Source organism: Streptomyces sp. NBC_01381, assembly GCF_026340305.1.
Classification (GTDB): domain Bacteria; phylum Actinomycetota; class Actinomycetes; order Streptomycetales; family Streptomycetaceae; genus Streptomyces.
Map to the genome: position 1 here is coordinate 1256266 of NZ_JAPEPI010000001.1, position 16657 is coordinate 1272922.

A 16657-nucleotide genomic window follows, 5' to 3' on the forward strand; every position below is an offset into this window, starting at 1 on the left:
GCCAGGCACCAGTCGCCGCGACACCCCAAGGACACCGACTGCCGTTGACCGCAGTACCGTCACGCCGGAAAGCGGCGGCCGACCCACCGGTAGACGACCTCGATGATCAGTGAGGCCGCCGCCGCGATCGCGACCGCCGCCCACGGCATCGTCGTACCCACCAGCTTCAGTTGGAAGAAGTCCTGGAGCCAGGGGACGGTGAGCACCAGCAGGAAGCCGAGACCCATCGTGGCGATGAGCCCGATGCGCCACCACGTGTAGGGGCGGGCGATGATCGCGAGCACCCACATGGCGATCAGGAACAGCGCCAGCGTGGCCGCGCTGGTCTCGGCTTCCCGTGCGCCCGCGCCCTCGTAGTGGTGCCGGGCCAGGAGGTACGTCGCGAAGGTGGCGACGCCCGCGACGACACCGCCCGGGATCGCGTACCGCATGACCCTGCGTACGAAGTGGGGCTTGGCCCGCTCCTTGTTGGGGGCCAGTGCCAGGAAGAACGCCGGGACGCCGATGGTGAGGGTCGAGAGCAGGGTGAGGTGGCGGGGCAGGAAGAGGTATTCCACCTGCGAGCAGACCACAAGCAGCGCGATGATCACCGAGTAGACGGTCTTGACCAGGAACAGCGTCGCGACCCGCGTGATGTTGCCGATGACCCGGCGGCCCTCCGCGACCACTGAGGGCAGCGTCGCGAAGCTGTTGTTGAGGAGCACGATCTGGGCGACCGCCCGCGTCGCCTCCGAGCCCGAGCCCATGCTCACACCGATGTCGGCGTCCTTCAGGGCGAGTACGTCGTTGACGCCGTCGCCCGTCATCGCGACCGTGTGGCCGCGCGACTGGAGGGCGCCCACCATGTCGCGCTTCTGTTGCGGGGTGACCCGCCCGAAGACGGAGTTGGCGTCCAGGGCCTCGGCCATCTCGCCCTGCTCCGTGGGCAGCCGGCGGGCGTCCACCGTGTTCTCCGCGCCGGGCAGGCCCAGCTTGCCGGCGACCGCGCTCACCGAGACCGCGTTGTCGCCGGAGATGACCTTGGCGGCGACGTCCTGCTCCTCGAAGTAGCGCAGGGTGTCGGCGGCGTCCGGGCGAAGCCGCTGCTCCAGGACGACCAGGGCGGTGGCGCGGGCTCCGGCGGCGACGTCCGGGTCGTCCAGCTCACCGGCGGCGCGGGCGAGCAGCAGCACGCGCAGGCCCTGCTGGTTGAGATCCTCGATCTCCGCGAGGGACGAGTCGTCGGCGGGCAGCAGCACATCGGGGGCGCCGAGCAGCCACGTCGAGTTGTCGCCGTCGCCCTCGCTGAAGGAGGCGCCGCTGTACTTGCGGGCCGAGGAGAAGGGCAGCGACTCGGTGCAGCGCCACTCCACGGCGTCGGGGTAGGCGTCGATGATCGCCTGGAGCGATGCGTTGGGGCGCGGGTCGGATTCGCCGAGGGCGCCGAGGACTTTTCGTACGTACGCCTCGTCCGAGCCGTTGAGCGGGCGCAGCTCGGTGACGTCCATGCCGCCCTCGGTGAGGGTGCCGGTCTTGTCCAGGCAGACCGTGTCGACGCGGGCCAGGCCCTCGATGGCGGGCAGCTCCTGCACCAGGCACTGCTTGCGGCCGAGGCGGATCACGCCGATCGCGAAGGCCACCGAGGTGAGGAGCACGAGCCCCTCGGGGATCATCGGGACGATGCCGCCCACCGTGTAGGCGATGGACTCCTTGAAGTTGTCGTCCTTGACGACGAGCTGGCTGATGACCAGGCCGATCGAGGTCGGGACCATCAGCCACGTCACGTACTTGAGGATCGTGGAGATACCGCTGCGCAGCTCGGAGTGGACGAGCGTGAAGCGCGATGCCTCCTCGGCGAGCTGCGCCGCGTACGCCTCGCGGCCGACCTTCGTCGCGGTGAACGCGCCGCCGCCCGCGACGACGAAGGAACCCGACATCATGCGGTCGCCGGGCTTCTTGATGACCGGGTCGGCCTCACCGGTCAGGAGCGACTCGTCGACCTCCAGGCTGTCGGTCTCGACCGCCTCGCCGTCCACCACGATCTTGTCGCCGGGGCCCAGCTCGACCAGGTCGCCGAGGACGATCTGGGAGGTGGAGATCTCGGCGGCCACGCCGCCGCGCCGCACGGTCGGCTTGGCCTCGCCGATGACCGCGAGCCCGTCCAGGGTCTTCTTGGCGCGCAGCTCCTGGATGATGCCGATGCCGGTGTTGGCGATGATCACGAAGCCGAAGAGGCTGTCCTGGATCGGCGCGACGCCGAGCATGATCACCCAGAGCACGCCGATGATCGCGTTGAACCGGGTGAAGACGTTCGCCCGGATGATCTCGGTGGTCGAGCGCGAACTGCGTACGGGTACGTCGTTGACCTCGCCGCGTGCGACCCGCTCGGCGACCTCGGCGGCCGTAAGACCCGTCGCGCGTCCGGTGACCGGTGCCACCGGGTGGACCGGGTCGAGCTCGGCGCCCGCGTCGATATGCGTCATGCCCTCGACGGTAAGGGCGGGAAGGGGCGTTCACCCCTTGAGTGCCGGAAAGATCCGACCACGGTAGGACGCGAACCGTCCCGTGGTCGTACGGGCTACTCCGCGGCCCCGTGCGCCGAATCTTCGGCGGCTCGCTTGAGCGCGGCGTCGCGCCCACGGACGTACCAGATGCCGATCAGGCCGAGACCGGCCCCGGCGAGGCAGGTCCACACCCACCAGGTGGCGTCGCGGTCGTCGAACCAGCCATAGAACGGCAGCTGGACCAGGAAGAGGACGAACCAGAGGATCGTGCCGCCCGTGATGGTGGCGACGACGGGGCCCTCCAGGGGCTCCGGCGCCTCGTGCTTGGGGGTCCACTTCGCCATGTGCACAGCTTACGAGAGGGCCGGCCGCCCCCCGCCCCGGGGCGCACAGGTCTTGTGGCTCAAGGGTCTACGCGCGGAGATAGCGAATTCGGTCTCATGTATTCATACTGAAACGGTTCGTTAATGGCCGATTGCTTTCGTACGAAGAAACAATTCGATCTTAAGGTCACGGCTTAACGATCTTTCCCCTTCCCTGAGCTCATGAGGTCCCGCATGCCTTCCTCGGCCACCTCCCCGGTCGACGCCAGCAATGAGCCGCCGAAGCCCCCGCAAGGCGGCCTCGACGGCTACTTCAAGATCACGGAGCGGGGCTCCACGCTGGCCAGGGAAGTCCGCGGCGGCTTCGCCACCTTCTTCGCGATGGCCTACATCATCGTGCTGAACCCGATCATCCTGGGCAGCGCGAAGGACATGTACGGCAACCAGCTCGACAACGGCCAACTGGTCACCGCGACGGCCCTGGTCGCCGCCTTCACCACGCTGCTCATGGGCGTCATCGGCAATGTCCCGATCGCGCTCGCCGCCGGCCTCGGCGTGAACACCGTCGTCGCCCTCCAGCTCGCGCCCCGCATGTCGTGGCCCGACGCGATGGGCATGGTCGTCCTCGCGGGCTTCGTCGTGATGCTGCTCGTCGCGACCGGCCTGCGCGAGCGCGTGATGAACGCCGTGCCGCTGGGCCTGCGCAAGGGCATCGCGATCGGTATCGGCCTCTTCATCATGTTGATCGGCCTCGTCGACTCCGGCTTCGTCTCCCGCATCCCGGACGCCGCGCACACCACGGTCCCGCTGCAGCTCGGCGGCGACGGCCACCTCACCGGCTGGCCGGTTCTCGTCTTCATCCTCGGCGCGCTGCTCACGCTCTCGCTGCTCGTCCGCAAGGTGCCGGGCGCGATCCTCATCAGCATCGTCGTCATGACGATCGTCGCGATGATCATCGAAGCCGTCGCGACGGTCCCCTCCTGGGGCCTGACGACGCCCGAGTGGCCCGGCAACCCGGTCGCGTCACCGGACTTCGGGCTCATCGGTCAGATCAGCCTGTTCGGCGGCTTCGGCAAGGTCGGCATGCTGACCGGCATCCTCTTCGTCTTCACCGTGCTGCTCTCGTGCTTCTTCGACGCCATGGGCACGATCATGGGCGTCAGCGACGAGGCCAAGCTGACCGACTCCAAGGGCAATGTGCCCGGCATGAACAAGATCCTGTTCGTCGACGGCATCGCCGTCGCCGCCGGCGGCGCCTCGTCCTCATCGGCCACCACGTGCTTCGTGGAGTCCACCGCGGGCGTCGGCGAGGGCGCGCGTACGGGCTTCGCCAACATCGTCACCGGCGGCCTCTTCACGGTCGCGCTCTTCCTCACGCCCATCGCGACGATGGTGCCGTCCCAGGCGGCCACGCCCGCGCTGCTCGCGGTCGGCTTCCTGATCATGTCCGGCTCGATCACACAGATCGACTGGAGCGACTACACCATCGCGATCCCGGCGTTCCTGACGATGACGATGATGCCGTTCACGTACTCGATCACGAACGGCATCGGCATCGGCTTCATCAGCTTCACCGTGCTGAGGCTGGCCGCAGGCCGTGGGCGTTCGGTGCCGGTCGCGATGTACGTCGTGGCGGCCGTGTTCGGCTTCTACTACCTGATGCCGGCGCTGGGTCTCACGTAAGCGCCCCGAAGGGGCGCGGGGAACTGCGCGACCAGCCCCCACCGGTCCGCAGGTGTCACGCGGCCCCGTAGAACTTCTCTGTCTCCTCGACGGACGTCGCAAAGCGTTCGTCGAAGTCATCACGGATGAGCGTCCGGACCACATAGTCCTGGACGCTCATCCCTCTTTTGGCGGCGTGCTGCTTGAGCCGGTCGAGCAGCTCACCGTCTATCCGCAGGCTGAGCACTGTCGATCCCATGCGTGACAGGGTCGCCGCCGCCCCGCCGCGCGCGTCTCACTTTCCGAAGTCGCCTCACTCATATGGGTGACGAAAGGGTTCTCCCTGGTCCAGCACGGGAAACCGGGTGGTCCTTAGGCAGAGTAATGAGTTACTCTAACGAACATGCCGGACCTCTCCCATGGTGACGACGCCGCCGCCGTGAACTCACTGCGCTCCGCCGTGATGCGCCTGTCCCGTCGACTCAAGCACCAGCGGGTCGACGAATCGCTGAGCCCCACCGAAATGTCGGTGCTCGGCACCCTCGCCCGCTGCGGCCACGCCACCCCCGGTGAGCTGGCCCGCAAGGAACATGTGCAGCCGCCGTCGATGACCCGCATCGTGGCGCTGCTCGAAGCCAAGGGTCTCGTCCGTCTTGAGCCGCATCCCGAGGACCGCCGCCAGAAGGTGGTGACCCAGACAGAGACCGCCGAGGCGATGCTCGAGGAGAGCCGCCGCAAGCGGAACGGCTGGCTCGCCGGTCTGGCGGAGCACCTCGACGAGGACGAGTGGGCGCGGCTGCGCGCCGCCGCCCCGGTCCTGGAGAAGCTCGCCCATCTGTAACCCGGCAGGACCCCGGCAGGAACCCCTGCCACGTACGCCAAGGAGGCGAACGCACTTTGAGTACGGGATCCGGAGCAGACTCCGCCCCCGCACCAACCGCCCTCGACAAAGACCCTGCCGGTAAGTCGTCGATGTTCAGCTCGCTGAAGATCCGCAACTACCGGCTCTTCGCCTCCGGCGCCGTTGTCTCCAACACCGGTACGTGGATGGCCCGCATCACCCAGGACTGGCTGGTCCTGAGCCTCACCGGATCGTCCGCGGCCGTGGGCATCACCACCGCGATGCAGTTCCTGCCGATGCTGCTCTTCGGCCTGTACGGCGGCGTCATCGCCGACCGGTTCGCCAAGCGGAAGCTGCTCTTCTGCACCCAGGGCGCGATGAGCATCAGCGGCCTCTTCCTCGCCGCGCTCACGCTCACCGGCAACGTCCAGGTCTGGCACGTCTACCTGGCGGCCTTCTTCACCGGCCTCGTCACGGTCGTCGACAACCCGACCCGGCAGTCCTTCGTCTCCGAGATGGTGGGCCCGGACCAGGTCCGCAACGCGGTCTCGCTCAACTCGGCGAACTTCCAGTCGGCGCGGCTCGTCGGCCCCGCCGTGGCGAGCGGACTGACGGCGGCCGTCGGCCCCGGCTGGGCGTTCCTCGCCAACGGCCTTTCCTTCCTCGCGCCGCTGACCGGCCTGCTCCTGATGCGTACGAGCGAGCTGCACCACACCCCGCGCAAGCCGCGGGGCAAGGGCCAGCTGCGAGAAGGCCTGAACTACGTGTCGAAGCATCCCGAACTGATCTGGCCGATCGTCCTCGTCGGCTTCATCGGCACCTTCGGGTTCAACTTCCCGATCTGGATGAGCGCCTTCGCGGACGACATCTTCCACGGCGGCGTGGGGATGTACGGGCTGTTCAACACCCTGATGGCGGTCGGCTCGCTGGCCGGTGCGCTGCTCGCGGCGCGCCGCGGCACATCACGCCTGCGGCTGCTCGCCGGGGCGGCGATCGCCTTCGGTGTCCTGCAGATGGTGGCGGCCTTCGCGCCCGACCTGTGGATGTTCGTCGCGCTGATCATCCCGATCGGCATCCTCGGTCTGACGGTGAACGTCACCGCCAACTCCTCGGTCCAGATGGCCACGGACCCCGAGATGCGCGGCCGCGTCATGTCCCTGTTCATGATGGTCTTCACCGGCGGTACGCCGCTGGGCGGCCCGCTCTTCGGCTGGCTCGCCGACGCGTACGGCGTCCGCCTGAGCATGGCCGTCGGCGGTCTCGTCTGCGCGCTCGCCGCGGTGGGCGTCGGCCTGATGCTGGCCCGGGCGGCGAACCTTCGCCTGAAGGTGGATCTGCGGCGCGGCCGGCAGCATGTGCAGTTCGTGCCGAGGGAGCAGCTGGCTACGGCGGCGTGACGGTGCCCCTGGGGATGCCGGGCAATCGGGTGGGTGGGCGGGAAGGATCCGCCGCGAAGCGGCGGTTTCGGGAAGGGGCGGGATTGGGGAAAGGAACCGCCGGAGGCGAGACTCGCACCATGAGACTCTTCGCGGCAGTCCTGCCCCCCGCCCCGGTCACGGCCGAACTCACCCAGGCCACAGCCAAGTTGAAATCCCTGCCGGGCGCGGACGACCTCCGCTGGACCGCCCCGCAGGGCTGGCACTTCACCCTCGCCTTCATGGCAGAGGTCGAGGACACCACAGTCCCGGAGCTCTCCGACCGCCTGTCCCGCGCGGCCAAGCGCACGGCCCCCTTCCCCCTCTCCCTGCACGGCGGAGGCCACTTCGGCGACCGGGCGCTGTGGGCCGGCGCCGCGGGCGACATCGACGCCCTGCGTCTGCTCGCCGCCCGCGCGGACGCCGCGGCCCGCAAGTCCGGCATCACCATGGAGGAGCACCGCCACTACCGCCCCCACCTCACCCTGGCCCGCGGCAAGGGCGAGCCACCCCTCGCCCCGTACGCCGAAGCCCTCGCCGCATTCCAGGGCGAGGAGTGGACGGTGACCGAGCTGACCCTCGTACGCAGCAATCTGCCCAAGAGCGGGATGCCGGGGGAGCGGCCCCGTTACGAGGTGGTCGGGCGCTGGCCGCTCGGCGGCGCCGGTTAACCTCGACTACGTGGACCCGAAAACCAGGAACCGGATCATGGCCGGTGTACTCGTGATGATGTTCGTCGTAGTGGCGGTGGCGGCCGCGTTCGGCAGCTAGGACAGCAGCCTGCCGAAGCGGCCCGCCCGCGTACGCCCTACCAGGCGAAGGACTCCGGAGACGGCCCCGGCCCGGGGAAGATCTCGTCCAGCGAGCCCAGAACCTCATCGGACAGCTCGAGCTCGACCGCCCGCAACGCGGAGTCGAGCTGCTCGGCCGTGCGCGGCCCGACGATCGGCGCGGTCACGCCGGGCCGGGTGAGCAGCCAGGCCAGCGCGACCTCGCCCGGCTCAAGGCCGTGCTTGTCGAGCAGTTCCTCGTACGCCTTGACCTGCGCGCGTACCTCCGGCTTGGCGAGTTCCGCCGCGGCCCGCCCACCGGTACGACGCGAGCCCTCGCCTTCCTTCTTCAGTACGCCGCCAAGGAGACCGCCGTGCAGCGGCGACCACGGGATGATCCCGACGCCGTAGTCCTGGGCGGCTGGGATGACCTCCATCTCGGCGCTGCGCTCGGCGAGGTTGTACAGGCACTGCTCGCTGACGAGGCCGTAGCTGCCGCGCCGTGCGGCCACCTCGTTCGCCTGGGCGATCTTGTACCCGGGGAAGTTGGAGGACCCGGCGTACAGGATCTTCCCCTGCTGCACGAGCACGTCGACGGCCTGCCAGATCTCCTCGAAAGGGGTCCGGCGGTCGATGTGATGGAACTGGTAGATGTCGATGTAGTCGGTCTGCAGCCGCCGCAGCGACGCCTCCACCGACCGGCGGATGTTGAGCGCGGAGAGCTTGTCGTGGTTGGGCCACGGCGCTTCTCCGTCGACGGCCATGCTCCCGTACAGCTTGGTGGCGAGCACGACCTTGTCGCGCCGCTCGCCGCCCTGCGCGAACCAGGTGCCGATGATCTCCTCGGTGCGGCCCTTGTTCGGGCTCCAGCCGTAGACATTGGCGGTGTCGAAGTAGTTGATCCCCGCGCCGAGCGCGGCGTCCATGATCGTGTGGCTGTCGGCCTCGTTGGTCTGCGGCCCGAAGTTCATGGTCCCGAGCGTGAGCCGGCTGACCTTGAGCCCTGTGCGTCCCAGCTGCGTGTACTTCATGGGTACCTAGCCAACGACTTTGAGTGGGCTCCAGGCAAGGGGGCGCGGCCTGGTGGGGCGGTCAGTCGCGGGGGAAGTCGTCGGTCTTGAGGACGAGGTCGGCCGGCGTGCAGGTCAGGTCGACCTCGTAGCCGAAGGAGAACGGGAGATCGCTGGCATAGTCGATGCCGTTGTCGCCCTCCTTGGGGCAGGTGTAGAGGTGACACTGGCCCTCGTACGGATCCACGATCAGATAGGCAGGGACTCCGGCTGTGGCGTATGCGTACTTCTTGGCGTAGTAGTCGTTCTCGGCAGTGCCCTTGGAGATGACCTCGGCGACGAATTCGACGTCCTTGTACTGCCAACCGCGCTCATGATTCCACTGTGCCCCGTCCCGCAGTTTCGCCACGTCCGGGCAGAAGCCGTTCTGGTGTCCGGGGAAATCGATGCGCACGTCGGAGAGCACCATCACATCCATGCCGAACCTGTCCTCCAGGGCTCGGACGATTCGGCGAATGATCTGCCAGTGCGTGTTCCGCTGCGGCGTCATGAAGACGGCTCCCCCGACGATCTCGACTCGGTAGCCTTCGAGGAAGTGGTCTCGCCCGAGCGCCTTGAACAGTGCGTCCAAGCCGTTCCTGTCGCCGATCTCGGCCATTTCGATCCTGTCGGTGTCTACGACGGTCATCGTGGCGCTCCTCCCCGGCTGCCCCACAGTTGAGTACAGCCGCGCAGTACAACGATACGCACGGAGCCAAGGTCACGTCCGTCACGAACCGCCCATCCACCCCGCCGCGTCGAGCCGGAACGCCTCCGGTGGGACGACGGTGCGGAGGTCGTCCTCCATGGCGCGGAGGCGTCGCGTGCCCAACTGCCTCGCCCACTCCGCGTGCAGCTCCTCGAAGATCGCCGCCGAACGGGCGAGCGCGTCGATGCCGTGCGGCGTCAGCCGGACCAGCTTGCGGCGGGCGTCGGCGGGGTCGTCGGTGCGTGCCGCGTAGCCGAGGGCGATGAGGCGGTCGATCGTCTTGCCCGCGGCCTGCTTGGAGACGCCGAGCCGTCGCCCGACCTCACTGGCGCTGGCGCCCTGCATCCCGATGGCCTGCATGGCGAAGCCGTGCGCGGGGCGGGCGTCCGGGTGCCCCTGCCGGGCCAGCTCGGCGTGCAGCTGGTCGATGAGGGTGCGGAACCCGGCGAAGAGGAGCAGGGGCAGCTCGTAGCCCCGCCCGTCGCTCTCAGGATTCTCCGAGGAATCCCCCTTGCGGGAATCGTCAACCTGGTTTACCTTCTTATCGTCAACCACGTTGTCCATCGTAAGGGGTACCTCTTGTTCGCTGAGCACACTGTGGAGACCGCACCGGCCGAGTCGCGCGCCGCGATGGAGCGCACGGCAGCCGCCTTCGGCAAAACCCCGAGTGCGGTGGCGCGCCTCGCCGAGTCACCCGAACTCCTCAATGGCTTCCTGGAGTTGAGCGCGAGCTTCGAGCGCTCGACGCTGGAGCCGGTGGCCCGGGAGGTCGTCATCATGACGATCGCCGTACGCAACGACTGCCACATCTGCGTCACCATGCACACGGGGAAGCTGCGCAAGCTGGGCGCGGGGACGGGGCTGATCACCGCGCTGCGGGAGGGCCGGGCCCTGGAGGATGAACGGCTCGAAGCCGTACGGCAGTTCACGCTGGAGGTCCTTGCGACCGCGGGCGGTGTCGATGATGAGCAGCTGAAGGCGTTCCTGTCCCACGGCTACACGGAGCGGAACGCGTTGGAGGTCGTGCTCGGCATCGGTACGTACACGATGTCGACGTTGGCGAATCGGCTTACGCGGGCCACGTGAGGGCGGGGCGGGGCTGGCCCCGTCGCCGCCTGCCGGGTATCCGACTGCTGGGATTCTTTCGCTTCCTTCTGGTGGCGGATGACTGTTTCAGCATCAAATTGACACTTTCGCCCGCTCTATTCCGATGTTGAGTATGCCGGTGTCATGCTGGCGCCAACGACCCGCACGGGCCAACTCGGCGCAATGAACGGGGAGTTGAGCGTCAGCCGCGGCCCAGTCCTCGCCCGGCGGGCGGCAGACGGCAGGCTCCGGGGATGCCCCCGGAGCCGCCCCGCCGTCGTCGGCCCGTCGTGCCGTTGTCTGCATCACTGCGGATGCCCAGGGGGCTGCCTGCCCCCGCCGACAGGATGCGGACGCGGAAAGGGGACATCCTGATGTCTTCGACCACGCACTCCCGGTCCTTACCGCGCAGACTGCGCACCCGGCTGACCGTCCTGGTCTCCGCCCTCGCGCTGGCCCTGTACGGAATGCTCGCCGTCGCCGGACCCGCGCACGCGGACGATCACATCCAGATCACCGACTCGGCCGACCCGGTCCCGGCCAACATCCCGTACGACTACATCGTGACCATCCCCGAGCCGCTGTTCGAGGGCGGCTTCGGCGATGCCACCATCGACCTCAGTGGCGCCGCGGCCACCTTCACCGGAGCCGTCACCTCCAACAACGTGTCCTTGTCGTGCAGCGCGTCCGGCACCCACGCGTCCTGCTTCCCGCAGTTCAACCCGGGAAATGACCCCATCACCATCACCGCGACGGTGCTGCCGACCGCTGCCGGGATCGTCACTGCCGACGCCGAGCTGGTGGGCATGGGGCCCCTCGGGTCCGCCAGCACCACCACCACGATCGGCCCCGGAGGGCCCAGCGGCGCCGACCTGTCCACGGCCGTCTCCGACACCCCCGACCCAGTCGCGCTCGGCGACTCCTTCACCGACACCGTGACCGTCGCCAACAACGGCCCAGGCGCCGCCACTTCGGTCGATACCTCCGTCACCTACACGGGCGCCGCGGTCTCCGTGGGCAGCGTGTCCTCCAGCCAGGGCACCTGCACGCCCAGCGGCTCCACGGTGAACTGTTCCCTGGGTTCGCTGGCCGCCAGCGGCTCGGCCACCGTGACGGTCACCGTTGAACCCGCCGCCACCGGCACCGTCACCGCGACGGCCACCAGCAGCGCCGTCGAGGACGACCCGACGCCCGGCAACAACAGCGACTCCGAGTCCACCACCGTCAACAACGCCAACGGCTGCACGATCACGGGCACCGGCGGCGCCGACACGATCAACGGCACCGTCGACAGCGACGTGATCTGCGCGCTGGGCGGCAACGACACCGTGAACGCCGACAACGCCGACGACACCGTCTACGGGGGCGCCGGAAACGACACCCTCAATGGCGGCAACGGCGAAGACACCCTCAACGGTGGCGACGGCGACGACACCCTGAACGGGAACAACGGCAACGACACCATCAACGCCGGGCCCGGGGACGACACCGCCGACGGCGGCAACGGAACGGACACGTGCCCCGGCACTGAGCACCCGACCAGCTGCACCGCCTAGTTTTTGCCCCCCCCCGCACCACCGCGTGACACTGCCCCAGCCGGCCACTGGTTGGGGCAGTGGTGTGCCCCCGGCGGTTACGCGGTGGCGTGGGCGAGGAATGCGGTCCAGGCGGTGGGGGTGAGCGTGAGGTGGGGGAGGGTGGGGGCCTTGGAGTCGCGGATGTGGATGGCGGTGGGGGTTGCGGCTGCCTCTAGGCATTCGCCGTCGCCGCTGCTGTGGCTGGACTTGGTCCAGTCGGGGGCCACCTCGACGCATTCGCCCTCGCTGCCGCTGTAGCTGGACTTGCCCCAGTGGACGGCGGCTTCGACGCACTCTCCCTGCTCGCTGCTGTAGCTGGACTTGTTCCAGGAGAGGGCTGCCTCGACGCATTCGCCCTCGTCGCCGCTGTAGCTGCTCTTGAACCAGTCGAGCTCCATGCTCATAGTGTCTCTGCCGCCTCTTCGATCAGCCTCGCGGACTCGTCAGGGTTGAGAGCCTGTGCTCGCAGAATGCCATACCGTGCGAACAGGCTTCCCAGGTCCGGCTGTTCGCAGATGAAGTAGCCGCCCCTCGGGCCCTCGACGTAGGCGAGCTGGCGATGCTCGGCTGATTCCAGAAGGATCATGGGCCCGTTCAGCCCCGCATGGGCTTGCCGGTCGTGCGGCATGACCTGGATCTCGACATGGCGCAAGCGGCCGATGCCGAGGATGTGGTGCAACTGTTCTTTGAGAGCCATGGGCCCACCCAGCGGCCGTGCGAGCGTGCTCTGTTCCAGTACGTAGCTAATGACGGGCGCTGGCTTGCGCTGGAATAGCTGTTGGCGCGCTAGTCGAGCTGTCACCCGCTGCTCGATCTCGTCGTCGTCCAGCGCCGGGCAATGGCAGTTGTAGATCGCCCGCGCATACGCCTCCGTCTGGAGCGAACCGGGGATCACATGGCTCTGGTACACGTGAAGGGCGGACGCCTGCCTCTCCTCGGCGAGGTAATCCTCGGTCCACGGCCGAAGCCCGCTCTCCCTGAACTCCTTCTCCGCGAGCAGCAGAAGTGCACCTTGTGCACTCAGTACCTCGTCCGCGATCTCGACGAGCGTGCCCCTCGGCGGCCGCTCTCCCCGCTCCACCATCGCCACCTGCGACTTGGAGTACTGGACATGCGAGCCCAGCGCCTCCTGCGTAATCCCGGCCCGCTCGCGGAAGAACCGCAGCAGCGCGCCGAACGTCTCCGACCCGCGTTCACCTGAGTGCACAACATCCTCCCCAAGTGCACAGCCCTGCACGGCCCTTGTGTGGCCCTGGTCACAGTATGTGAGCAGCCGGAAGCATTCGGCGCATGAACCTGAAAACTCCACCCCCCGCCCCGGTCCACGACTGGATCCCCAGGTCAGGCCACGCCCTGCGTCACGCGGGCATCCACTTCGACGCGATCCGCATCGGTGGCGCGCTGGGTGAGCAAGTCGCCTACGAACTCATGCAGTTCACGGATTTCGAGGCGGGCCCGATCGTCCGCGAGGCGACGGGCGCGCGCAATCTGTACTTCCTGCTACCGGCGGGGGGCGCCGCCCGGCACGTATGGCGGGACGGCGCGCGGGCCATCGGCAGGGAGGGGAGAAGTGTGGCCTTCGTCGGCGTACCGGCACTGCGGGGCAACACCTGGCCGCTGGACTGGCGGTCGCCGCCGACCGCTGAAGTGCCGTTCGTGGAGGCGGAGTTGTTGCACGAGGCGGTGAGATGTGCTGTACGGTGAGCGCGTCATCACACTCCGTGTCCACTCGGGCGCGGAGCGGTCCTCGGAGGTGCTTGCGACACCGCCCGAGGACCTTCACCACCGAATGGATCAGAGGTCCACCGGGATGCTTCGGCATGCTATCGCGCCCACGCGGCGCTACACGAAGGCTTCGCACGACGTCGTACGGCATCAGGCCCTGAACAGCGACGCGAAGATTCTGCTCCTGTACGTGCAGGGGCTCTCGGAGGCGGATGCCGCCGCCCACTCCCTCGGAGAACACGCGGCACGGCTCGGCATCAAGGGCCGCGCCTACCAGCGGGCCAAACAACTCCTCGGCGAATACGGCTACTTGCACGCCTGGCGCTGGCAGGGCGAGCGCGGCCGCTGGGTCACGGAGCAGCTCCTGGCGAACATCACCCTCACGCGTGAGGAGGCGTCGGCGGTCCGGGCGGGAGGCGCACCTCCGAGTGAGCGCCCGCCGACGGTCGGCGGTCCGGGCGTGCGGAACGTCGGGGGCTCTTTACCGGTAGAAGAACTACCGGAGAAGAACCTTCCCCACCCCCCACCCCAAGAGCCGCCGCTTGCGGAAGGCGAGGGTGAGAGTGAGGGCGACGATGAACTGGCAGAGGCGGAACGGGTGTTGCTGTCGCTGCGGCACGTGAACCGTGACCTGCTGCTGGGGGTGCGCGAGGCGCGGGGGCTGGCGAACGCGGCGGCGGAGTGGTTGCGGCGAGGCGTCTCGGCGGGTGACTTGCGGCGCGCGCTGACGGTGGGGCTGCCTGCGGGTGGGGTGCGGTCGGCGGTGGGGTTCGTCAGGCACAGGTTGGTGCAGAAGCTGCCGGTGGAGGCGGCGGTGGATGCCCCTCCGGGGGCGACACCGGCTGGGCTGGTGACGTGCGTGGGGCCGGGTGCCGAGCATGTCTTCAGGCCGGTGGGCGAGGAGACGCGGTGCGGGCGGTGCAGGGTGGTGGGGGCGGGGGCGTCAGCCGCGGGTGCTGGCACTGGGCCTCAGCCTCAACCACCGTCGTGGCGCGATCGGCTTGCCGGCGCTGCGGGGTGAGGGTTCAGGCCTCGGCTTCTGCGATCTGGCGGCGCAGGGCTTCGGCTTCGTCGGTGCGGCCGCTTTCCTCCAGCAGGATGGCGAGGTTGTGCGCGGCGTTGGGGTCGCCGTTGTTGTGGGCGTGGCGGTAGAGCTGTTCGGCTTCGTCGGTGCGGCCGGTCTCTGCGAGGAGGATGGCGAGGTTGTACGTGGCGTCGGGGTCGCCGTTGTTGTGGGCGTGGCGGTAGAGCTGTTCGGCTTCGTCGGTGTGTCCAGCCTTGTTCAGGAGGATGGCGAGGTTGTTGGCGGCGTTGGGGTGGCCGTTGTTGTGGGCGTGGCGGTAGAGGTGCTCGGCTTCGTCGGTGCGGCCGGTCTCTGCGAGGAGGATGGCGAGGTTGTTGGCGGCGTTGGGGTGGCCGTTGTTGTGGGCGTGGCGGTAGAGGTGCTCGGCTTCGTCGGTGCGGCCGGTCTCTGCGAGGAGGATGGCGAGGTTGTACGCGGCGTTGGGGTGGCCGTTGTTGTGGGCGTGGCGGTAGAGGTGCTCGGCTTCGTCGGTGCGGCCGGTCTCTGCGAGGAGGATGGCGAGGTTGTACGTGGCGTCGGGGTCGCCGTTGTTGTGGGCGTGGCGGTAGAGCTGTTCGGCTTCCTCGGTACGGCCGTCCTCTGTTAGGAGGTTGGCGAGGTTGTTGGCGGCTGCCATGTCGCTAGCCTCGACGAGCGGTCGCCAAGCCGCCTCAGCGATGCTGTGCTCGTTGGCCCGGTACGCGCTCACCCCAATGGCGAAGCCATCATCCTCATCGGCAGCGCTGCCGAGCGCCCCATCCCATGTCCATCCCGGCACGGCCGACTCCGCAGCATCCACCAGGTAGTCAAAAGCCGCCCACCGCTCCTCCGCCATCGGTACCAGCAGACTCGTCACGCCAAACCGCACGCGCGACGCCCAGTGGAAGGCCTCCTCCAAGGGCTCGGGTCGCAGCACCCGACCGCCCGCCGCAGCCAGATAGTGGTCGTGCAGCTCGGCCAGCAGTGCCTGCGGGTAGGGCCCGCGCAGACCCGTGCGCGTCAGGTCGACGGCCGCCGAAACCAGCGCCGCGCCGCGCGGATGCCCCTGCGCCGACCACGCGTGCCGCCACTCCCGCAGCAGCGCGGGCCCCGCCGCCAGATACTCCCCGATCCCGTAAGTCCCGTGGTGAGCAACGGCGTCCACGATGCGTGAGTCGTCGCAGTCGCCGGCGCGAGAGAGCTCCTCATCGCTCCACAAGCGGTTCAGGTCGACGACCTCGGCCAGCCGCAGCACCCGCGAACCGATGCCATCCTCCTGGCCCAGGCTGAACGTCTCGTACGGCTTGAGGCGCATCGTCGCGACGACGGGGACATCGAGCCTGACGAGATCCTCGAGTACGTCCGGCTCAAGCCCCTCCGGGCCCAGGTACCGCTCCAGGTCGTCCAGCCACACGACGCACGGCACCCCGGCCCGCTCCACCACTTCTGGAGCCCGCTCCAAGTGCCCGCCTGGCGGAGGCGCCACCACCCGTCGCCCCGGCAGGACCGCCCGCACCGCCTCGTACGAAGCCCGCGTCTTCCCGGCCGTGGAGTCGCCGACGACCACGACAAGGCCGCCCCGCGCGACCGCCTCGCGCAAGACCTCGTCCACGTCCCGCTCGACGTACGGCGGCAGCTTGCTCCCGTCATCGCCGGGCCGCGCCCGATGCGCACCCGCCGCCAACGCCTCCCACTCGTCGGTGAGCGGCCAGCGGTCGGAGTCCCGCAGATAGCGCGGGAGCGATTCCTCGCTCTGCGGCGGCGACGTGATGGTCACGTTGTGCACAGTGTCGGCCTGGACGACTGCGTCCTGACGGCCACCGGAGACTGTGTTCTCCCCCATACATAGCTACGGTAGTCCGCTTGTCTTCAACTGCCGCTCCACGTCCCGTGATTGCCGGGGGCAAGGGTGACCCACAGGCCGCTCACAGCGCACCCCGAGGGGACTCACCGGATCCGCGCCTAGCGTCGCCGC

Annotated in this window: 17 protein-coding genes; 8 read left to right on the forward strand and 9 right to left on the reverse strand. The window is 68.7% G+C overall.

All coding sequences use genetic code 11. The features are described 5' to 3' along the window. Positions 1 to 59: 59 nt before the first annotated feature. Together OG453_RS06120 and OG453_RS06125 are read right to left on the reverse strand one after the other, a co-directional pair. Positions 60 to 2462, reverse strand: a complete 2403-nt coding sequence (locus tag OG453_RS06120; protein WP_266865237.1) for an HAD-IC family P-type ATPase — start codon at positions 2460 to 2462, stop codon at positions 60 to 62. A 95-nt stretch (positions 2463 to 2557) separates the two neighbouring features. After that, the gene (locus OG453_RS06125) at positions 2558 to 2827 is read right to left on the reverse strand and encodes a DUF2530 domain-containing protein (protein WP_266865239.1); all 270 of its coding nucleotides are present in this window, start codon (positions 2825 to 2827) and stop codon (positions 2558 to 2560) included. Positions 2828 to 3040: 213 nt separating this feature from the next. Here OG453_RS06125 and OG453_RS06130 point away from each other — a divergent pair, with 213 nt between their 5' ends. Further along, positions 3041 to 4489, forward strand: a complete 1449-nt coding sequence (locus OG453_RS06130; RefSeq protein WP_266865241.1) for an NCS2 family permease — start codon at positions 3041 to 3043, stop codon at positions 4487 to 4489. 55 nt (positions 4490 to 4544) lie between these two features. On the opposite strand, the gene OG453_RS06135 is transcribed toward OG453_RS06130, so the two are convergent. Beyond that, on the reverse strand, positions 4545 to 4727 hold the full coding sequence (locus OG453_RS06135) for a ribbon-helix-helix protein, CopG family (protein ID WP_135333375.1): 183 nt from the start codon (positions 4725 to 4727) through the stop codon (positions 4545 to 4547). A gap of 144 nt (positions 4728 to 4871) precedes the next feature. Here OG453_RS06135 and OG453_RS06140 point away from each other — a divergent pair, with 144 nt between their 5' ends. From OG453_RS06140 to thpR, 3 genes are all read left to right on the forward strand, one after another. Then, the gene (locus OG453_RS06140; protein ID WP_266865245.1) at positions 4872 to 5309 is read left to right on the forward strand and encodes a MarR family winged helix-turn-helix transcriptional regulator; all 438 of its coding nucleotides are present in this window, start codon (positions 4872 to 4874) and stop codon (positions 5307 to 5309) included. Positions 5310 to 5365: 56 nt separating this feature from the next. Then, positions 5366 to 6706, forward strand: a complete 1341-nt coding sequence (locus tag OG453_RS06145; RefSeq protein WP_266865247.1) for an MFS transporter — start codon at positions 5366 to 5368, stop codon at positions 6704 to 6706. 119 nt (positions 6707 to 6825) lie between these two features. Further along, a complete protein-coding gene (gene thpR / locus OG453_RS06150; RefSeq protein ID WP_266865249.1) occupies positions 6826 to 7395 on the forward strand; it encodes an RNA 2',3'-cyclic phosphodiesterase in 570 nt (189 codons plus the stop codon). A gap of 137 nt (positions 7396 to 7532) precedes the next feature. On the opposite strand, the gene OG453_RS06155 is transcribed toward thpR, so the two are convergent. The 3 genes from OG453_RS06155 to OG453_RS06165 form a co-directional block, all read right to left on the reverse strand. Then, complete coding sequence (locus OG453_RS06155) at positions 7533 to 8525, reverse strand: aldo/keto reductase (RefSeq protein ID WP_266865251.1); 993 nt, start codon at positions 8523 to 8525, stop codon at positions 7533 to 7535. Positions 8526 to 8586: 61 nt separating this feature from the next. Further along, entirely contained in the window at positions 8587 to 9192 is a 606-nt protein-coding gene (locus OG453_RS06160; protein WP_266865253.1) for a Uma2 family endonuclease, read from the reverse strand. Between the two features lie 81 nt (positions 9193 to 9273). Further along, a complete protein-coding gene (locus OG453_RS06165) occupies positions 9274 to 9816 on the reverse strand; it encodes a MarR family winged helix-turn-helix transcriptional regulator (RefSeq protein WP_266865255.1) in 543 nt (180 codons plus the stop codon). A gap of 15 nt (positions 9817 to 9831) precedes the next feature. Between OG453_RS06165 and OG453_RS06170 the strand changes: the two genes are divergently transcribed. After that, positions 9832 to 10338, forward strand: coding sequence for a carboxymuconolactone decarboxylase family protein (locus OG453_RS06170; protein ID WP_266865257.1), 507 nt, complete (start codon positions 9832 to 9834; stop codon positions 10336 to 10338). 374 nt (positions 10339 to 10712) lie between these two features. Next, positions 10713 to 11894 carry a calcium-binding protein gene (locus tag OG453_RS06175; RefSeq protein ID WP_266865259.1) on the forward strand — a complete coding sequence of 394 codons (1182 nt, stop codon included), beginning with the start codon at positions 10713 to 10715 and terminating at the stop codon, positions 11892 to 11894. Between the two features lie 77 nt (positions 11895 to 11971). On the opposite strand, the gene OG453_RS06180 is transcribed toward OG453_RS06175, so the two are convergent. Both OG453_RS06180 and OG453_RS06185 read right to left on the reverse strand, forming a co-directional pair. Further along, a complete protein-coding gene (locus OG453_RS06180; RefSeq protein WP_266865262.1) occupies positions 11972 to 12319 on the reverse strand; it encodes a DUF397 domain-containing protein in 348 nt (115 codons plus the stop codon). After that, complete coding sequence (locus OG453_RS06185) at positions 12316 to 13122, reverse strand: helix-turn-helix transcriptional regulator (protein ID WP_266865264.1); 807 nt, start codon at positions 13120 to 13122, stop codon at positions 12316 to 12318. The genes OG453_RS06180 and OG453_RS06185 overlap by 4 nt, the downstream gene beginning before the upstream one ends. An 83-nt stretch (positions 13123 to 13205) precedes the next feature. Between OG453_RS06185 and OG453_RS06190 the strand changes: the two genes are divergently transcribed. Both OG453_RS06190 and OG453_RS06195 read left to right on the forward strand, forming a co-directional pair. Next, the gene (locus tag OG453_RS06190) at positions 13206 to 13619 is read left to right on the forward strand and encodes a hypothetical protein (protein ID WP_266865266.1); all 414 of its coding nucleotides are present in this window, start codon (positions 13206 to 13208) and stop codon (positions 13617 to 13619) included. Positions 13620 to 13725: 106 nt separating this feature from the next. Then, positions 13726 to 14661 carry a hypothetical protein gene (locus OG453_RS06195; protein ID WP_266865268.1) on the forward strand — a complete coding sequence of 312 codons (936 nt, stop codon included), beginning with the start codon at positions 13726 to 13728 and terminating at the stop codon, positions 14659 to 14661. 4 nt (positions 14662 to 14665) lie between these two features. On the opposite strand, the gene OG453_RS06200 is transcribed toward OG453_RS06195, so the two are convergent. Next, complete coding sequence (locus OG453_RS06200) at positions 14666 to 16525, reverse strand: tetratricopeptide repeat protein (protein WP_266865270.1); 1860 nt, start codon at positions 16523 to 16525, stop codon at positions 14666 to 14668. Positions 16526 to 16657 lie beyond the last annotated feature (132 nt).

Excerpts from the sequence above, each read along its gene's own strand:
- OG453_RS06120 (WP_266865237.1), bottom strand. The coding sequence starts at position 2,462 with ATGACGCATATCGACGCGGGCGCCGAGCTCGACCCGGTCCACCCGGTG.
- OG453_RS06125 (WP_266865239.1), bottom strand. The coding sequence starts at position 2,827 with ATGGCGAAGTGGACCCCCAAGCACGAGGCGCCGGAGCCCCTGGAGGGC.
- OG453_RS06130 (WP_266865241.1), top strand. The coding sequence starts at position 3,041 with ATGCCTTCCTCGGCCACCTCCCCGGTCGACGCCAGCAATGAGCCGCCG.
- OG453_RS06135 (WP_135333375.1), bottom strand. The coding sequence starts at position 4,727 with ATGGGATCGACAGTGCTCAGCCTGCGGATAGACGGTGAGCTGCTCGAC.
- OG453_RS06140 (WP_266865245.1), top strand. The coding sequence starts at position 4,872 with ATGCCGGACCTCTCCCATGGTGACGACGCCGCCGCCGTGAACTCACTG.
- thpR (WP_266865249.1), top strand. The coding sequence starts at position 6,826 with ATGAGACTCTTCGCGGCAGTCCTGCCCCCCGCCCCGGTCACGGCCGAA.
- OG453_RS06155 (WP_266865251.1), bottom strand. The coding sequence starts at position 8,525 with ATGAAGTACACGCAGCTGGGACGCACAGGGCTCAAGGTCAGCCGGCTC.
- OG453_RS06160 (WP_266865253.1), bottom strand. The coding sequence starts at position 9,192 with ATGACCGTCGTAGACACCGACAGGATCGAAATGGCCGAGATCGGCGAC.
- OG453_RS06165 (WP_266865255.1), bottom strand. The coding sequence starts at position 9,816 with ATGGACAACGTGGTTGACGATAAGAAGGTAAACCAGGTTGACGATTCC.
- OG453_RS06175 (WP_266865259.1), top strand. The coding sequence starts at position 10,713 with ATGTCTTCGACCACGCACTCCCGGTCCTTACCGCGCAGACTGCGCACC.
- OG453_RS06180 (WP_266865262.1), bottom strand. The coding sequence starts at position 12,319 with ATGAGCATGGAGCTCGACTGGTTCAAGAGCAGCTACAGCGGCGACGAG.
- OG453_RS06190 (WP_266865266.1), top strand. The coding sequence starts at position 13,206 with ATGAACCTGAAAACTCCACCCCCCGCCCCGGTCCACGACTGGATCCCC.
- OG453_RS06195 (WP_266865268.1), top strand. The coding sequence starts at position 13,726 with ATGCTTCGGCATGCTATCGCGCCCACGCGGCGCTACACGAAGGCTTCG.
- OG453_RS06200 (WP_266865270.1), bottom strand. The coding sequence starts at position 16,525 with ATGGGGGAGAACACAGTCTCCGGTGGCCGTCAGGACGCAGTCGTCCAG.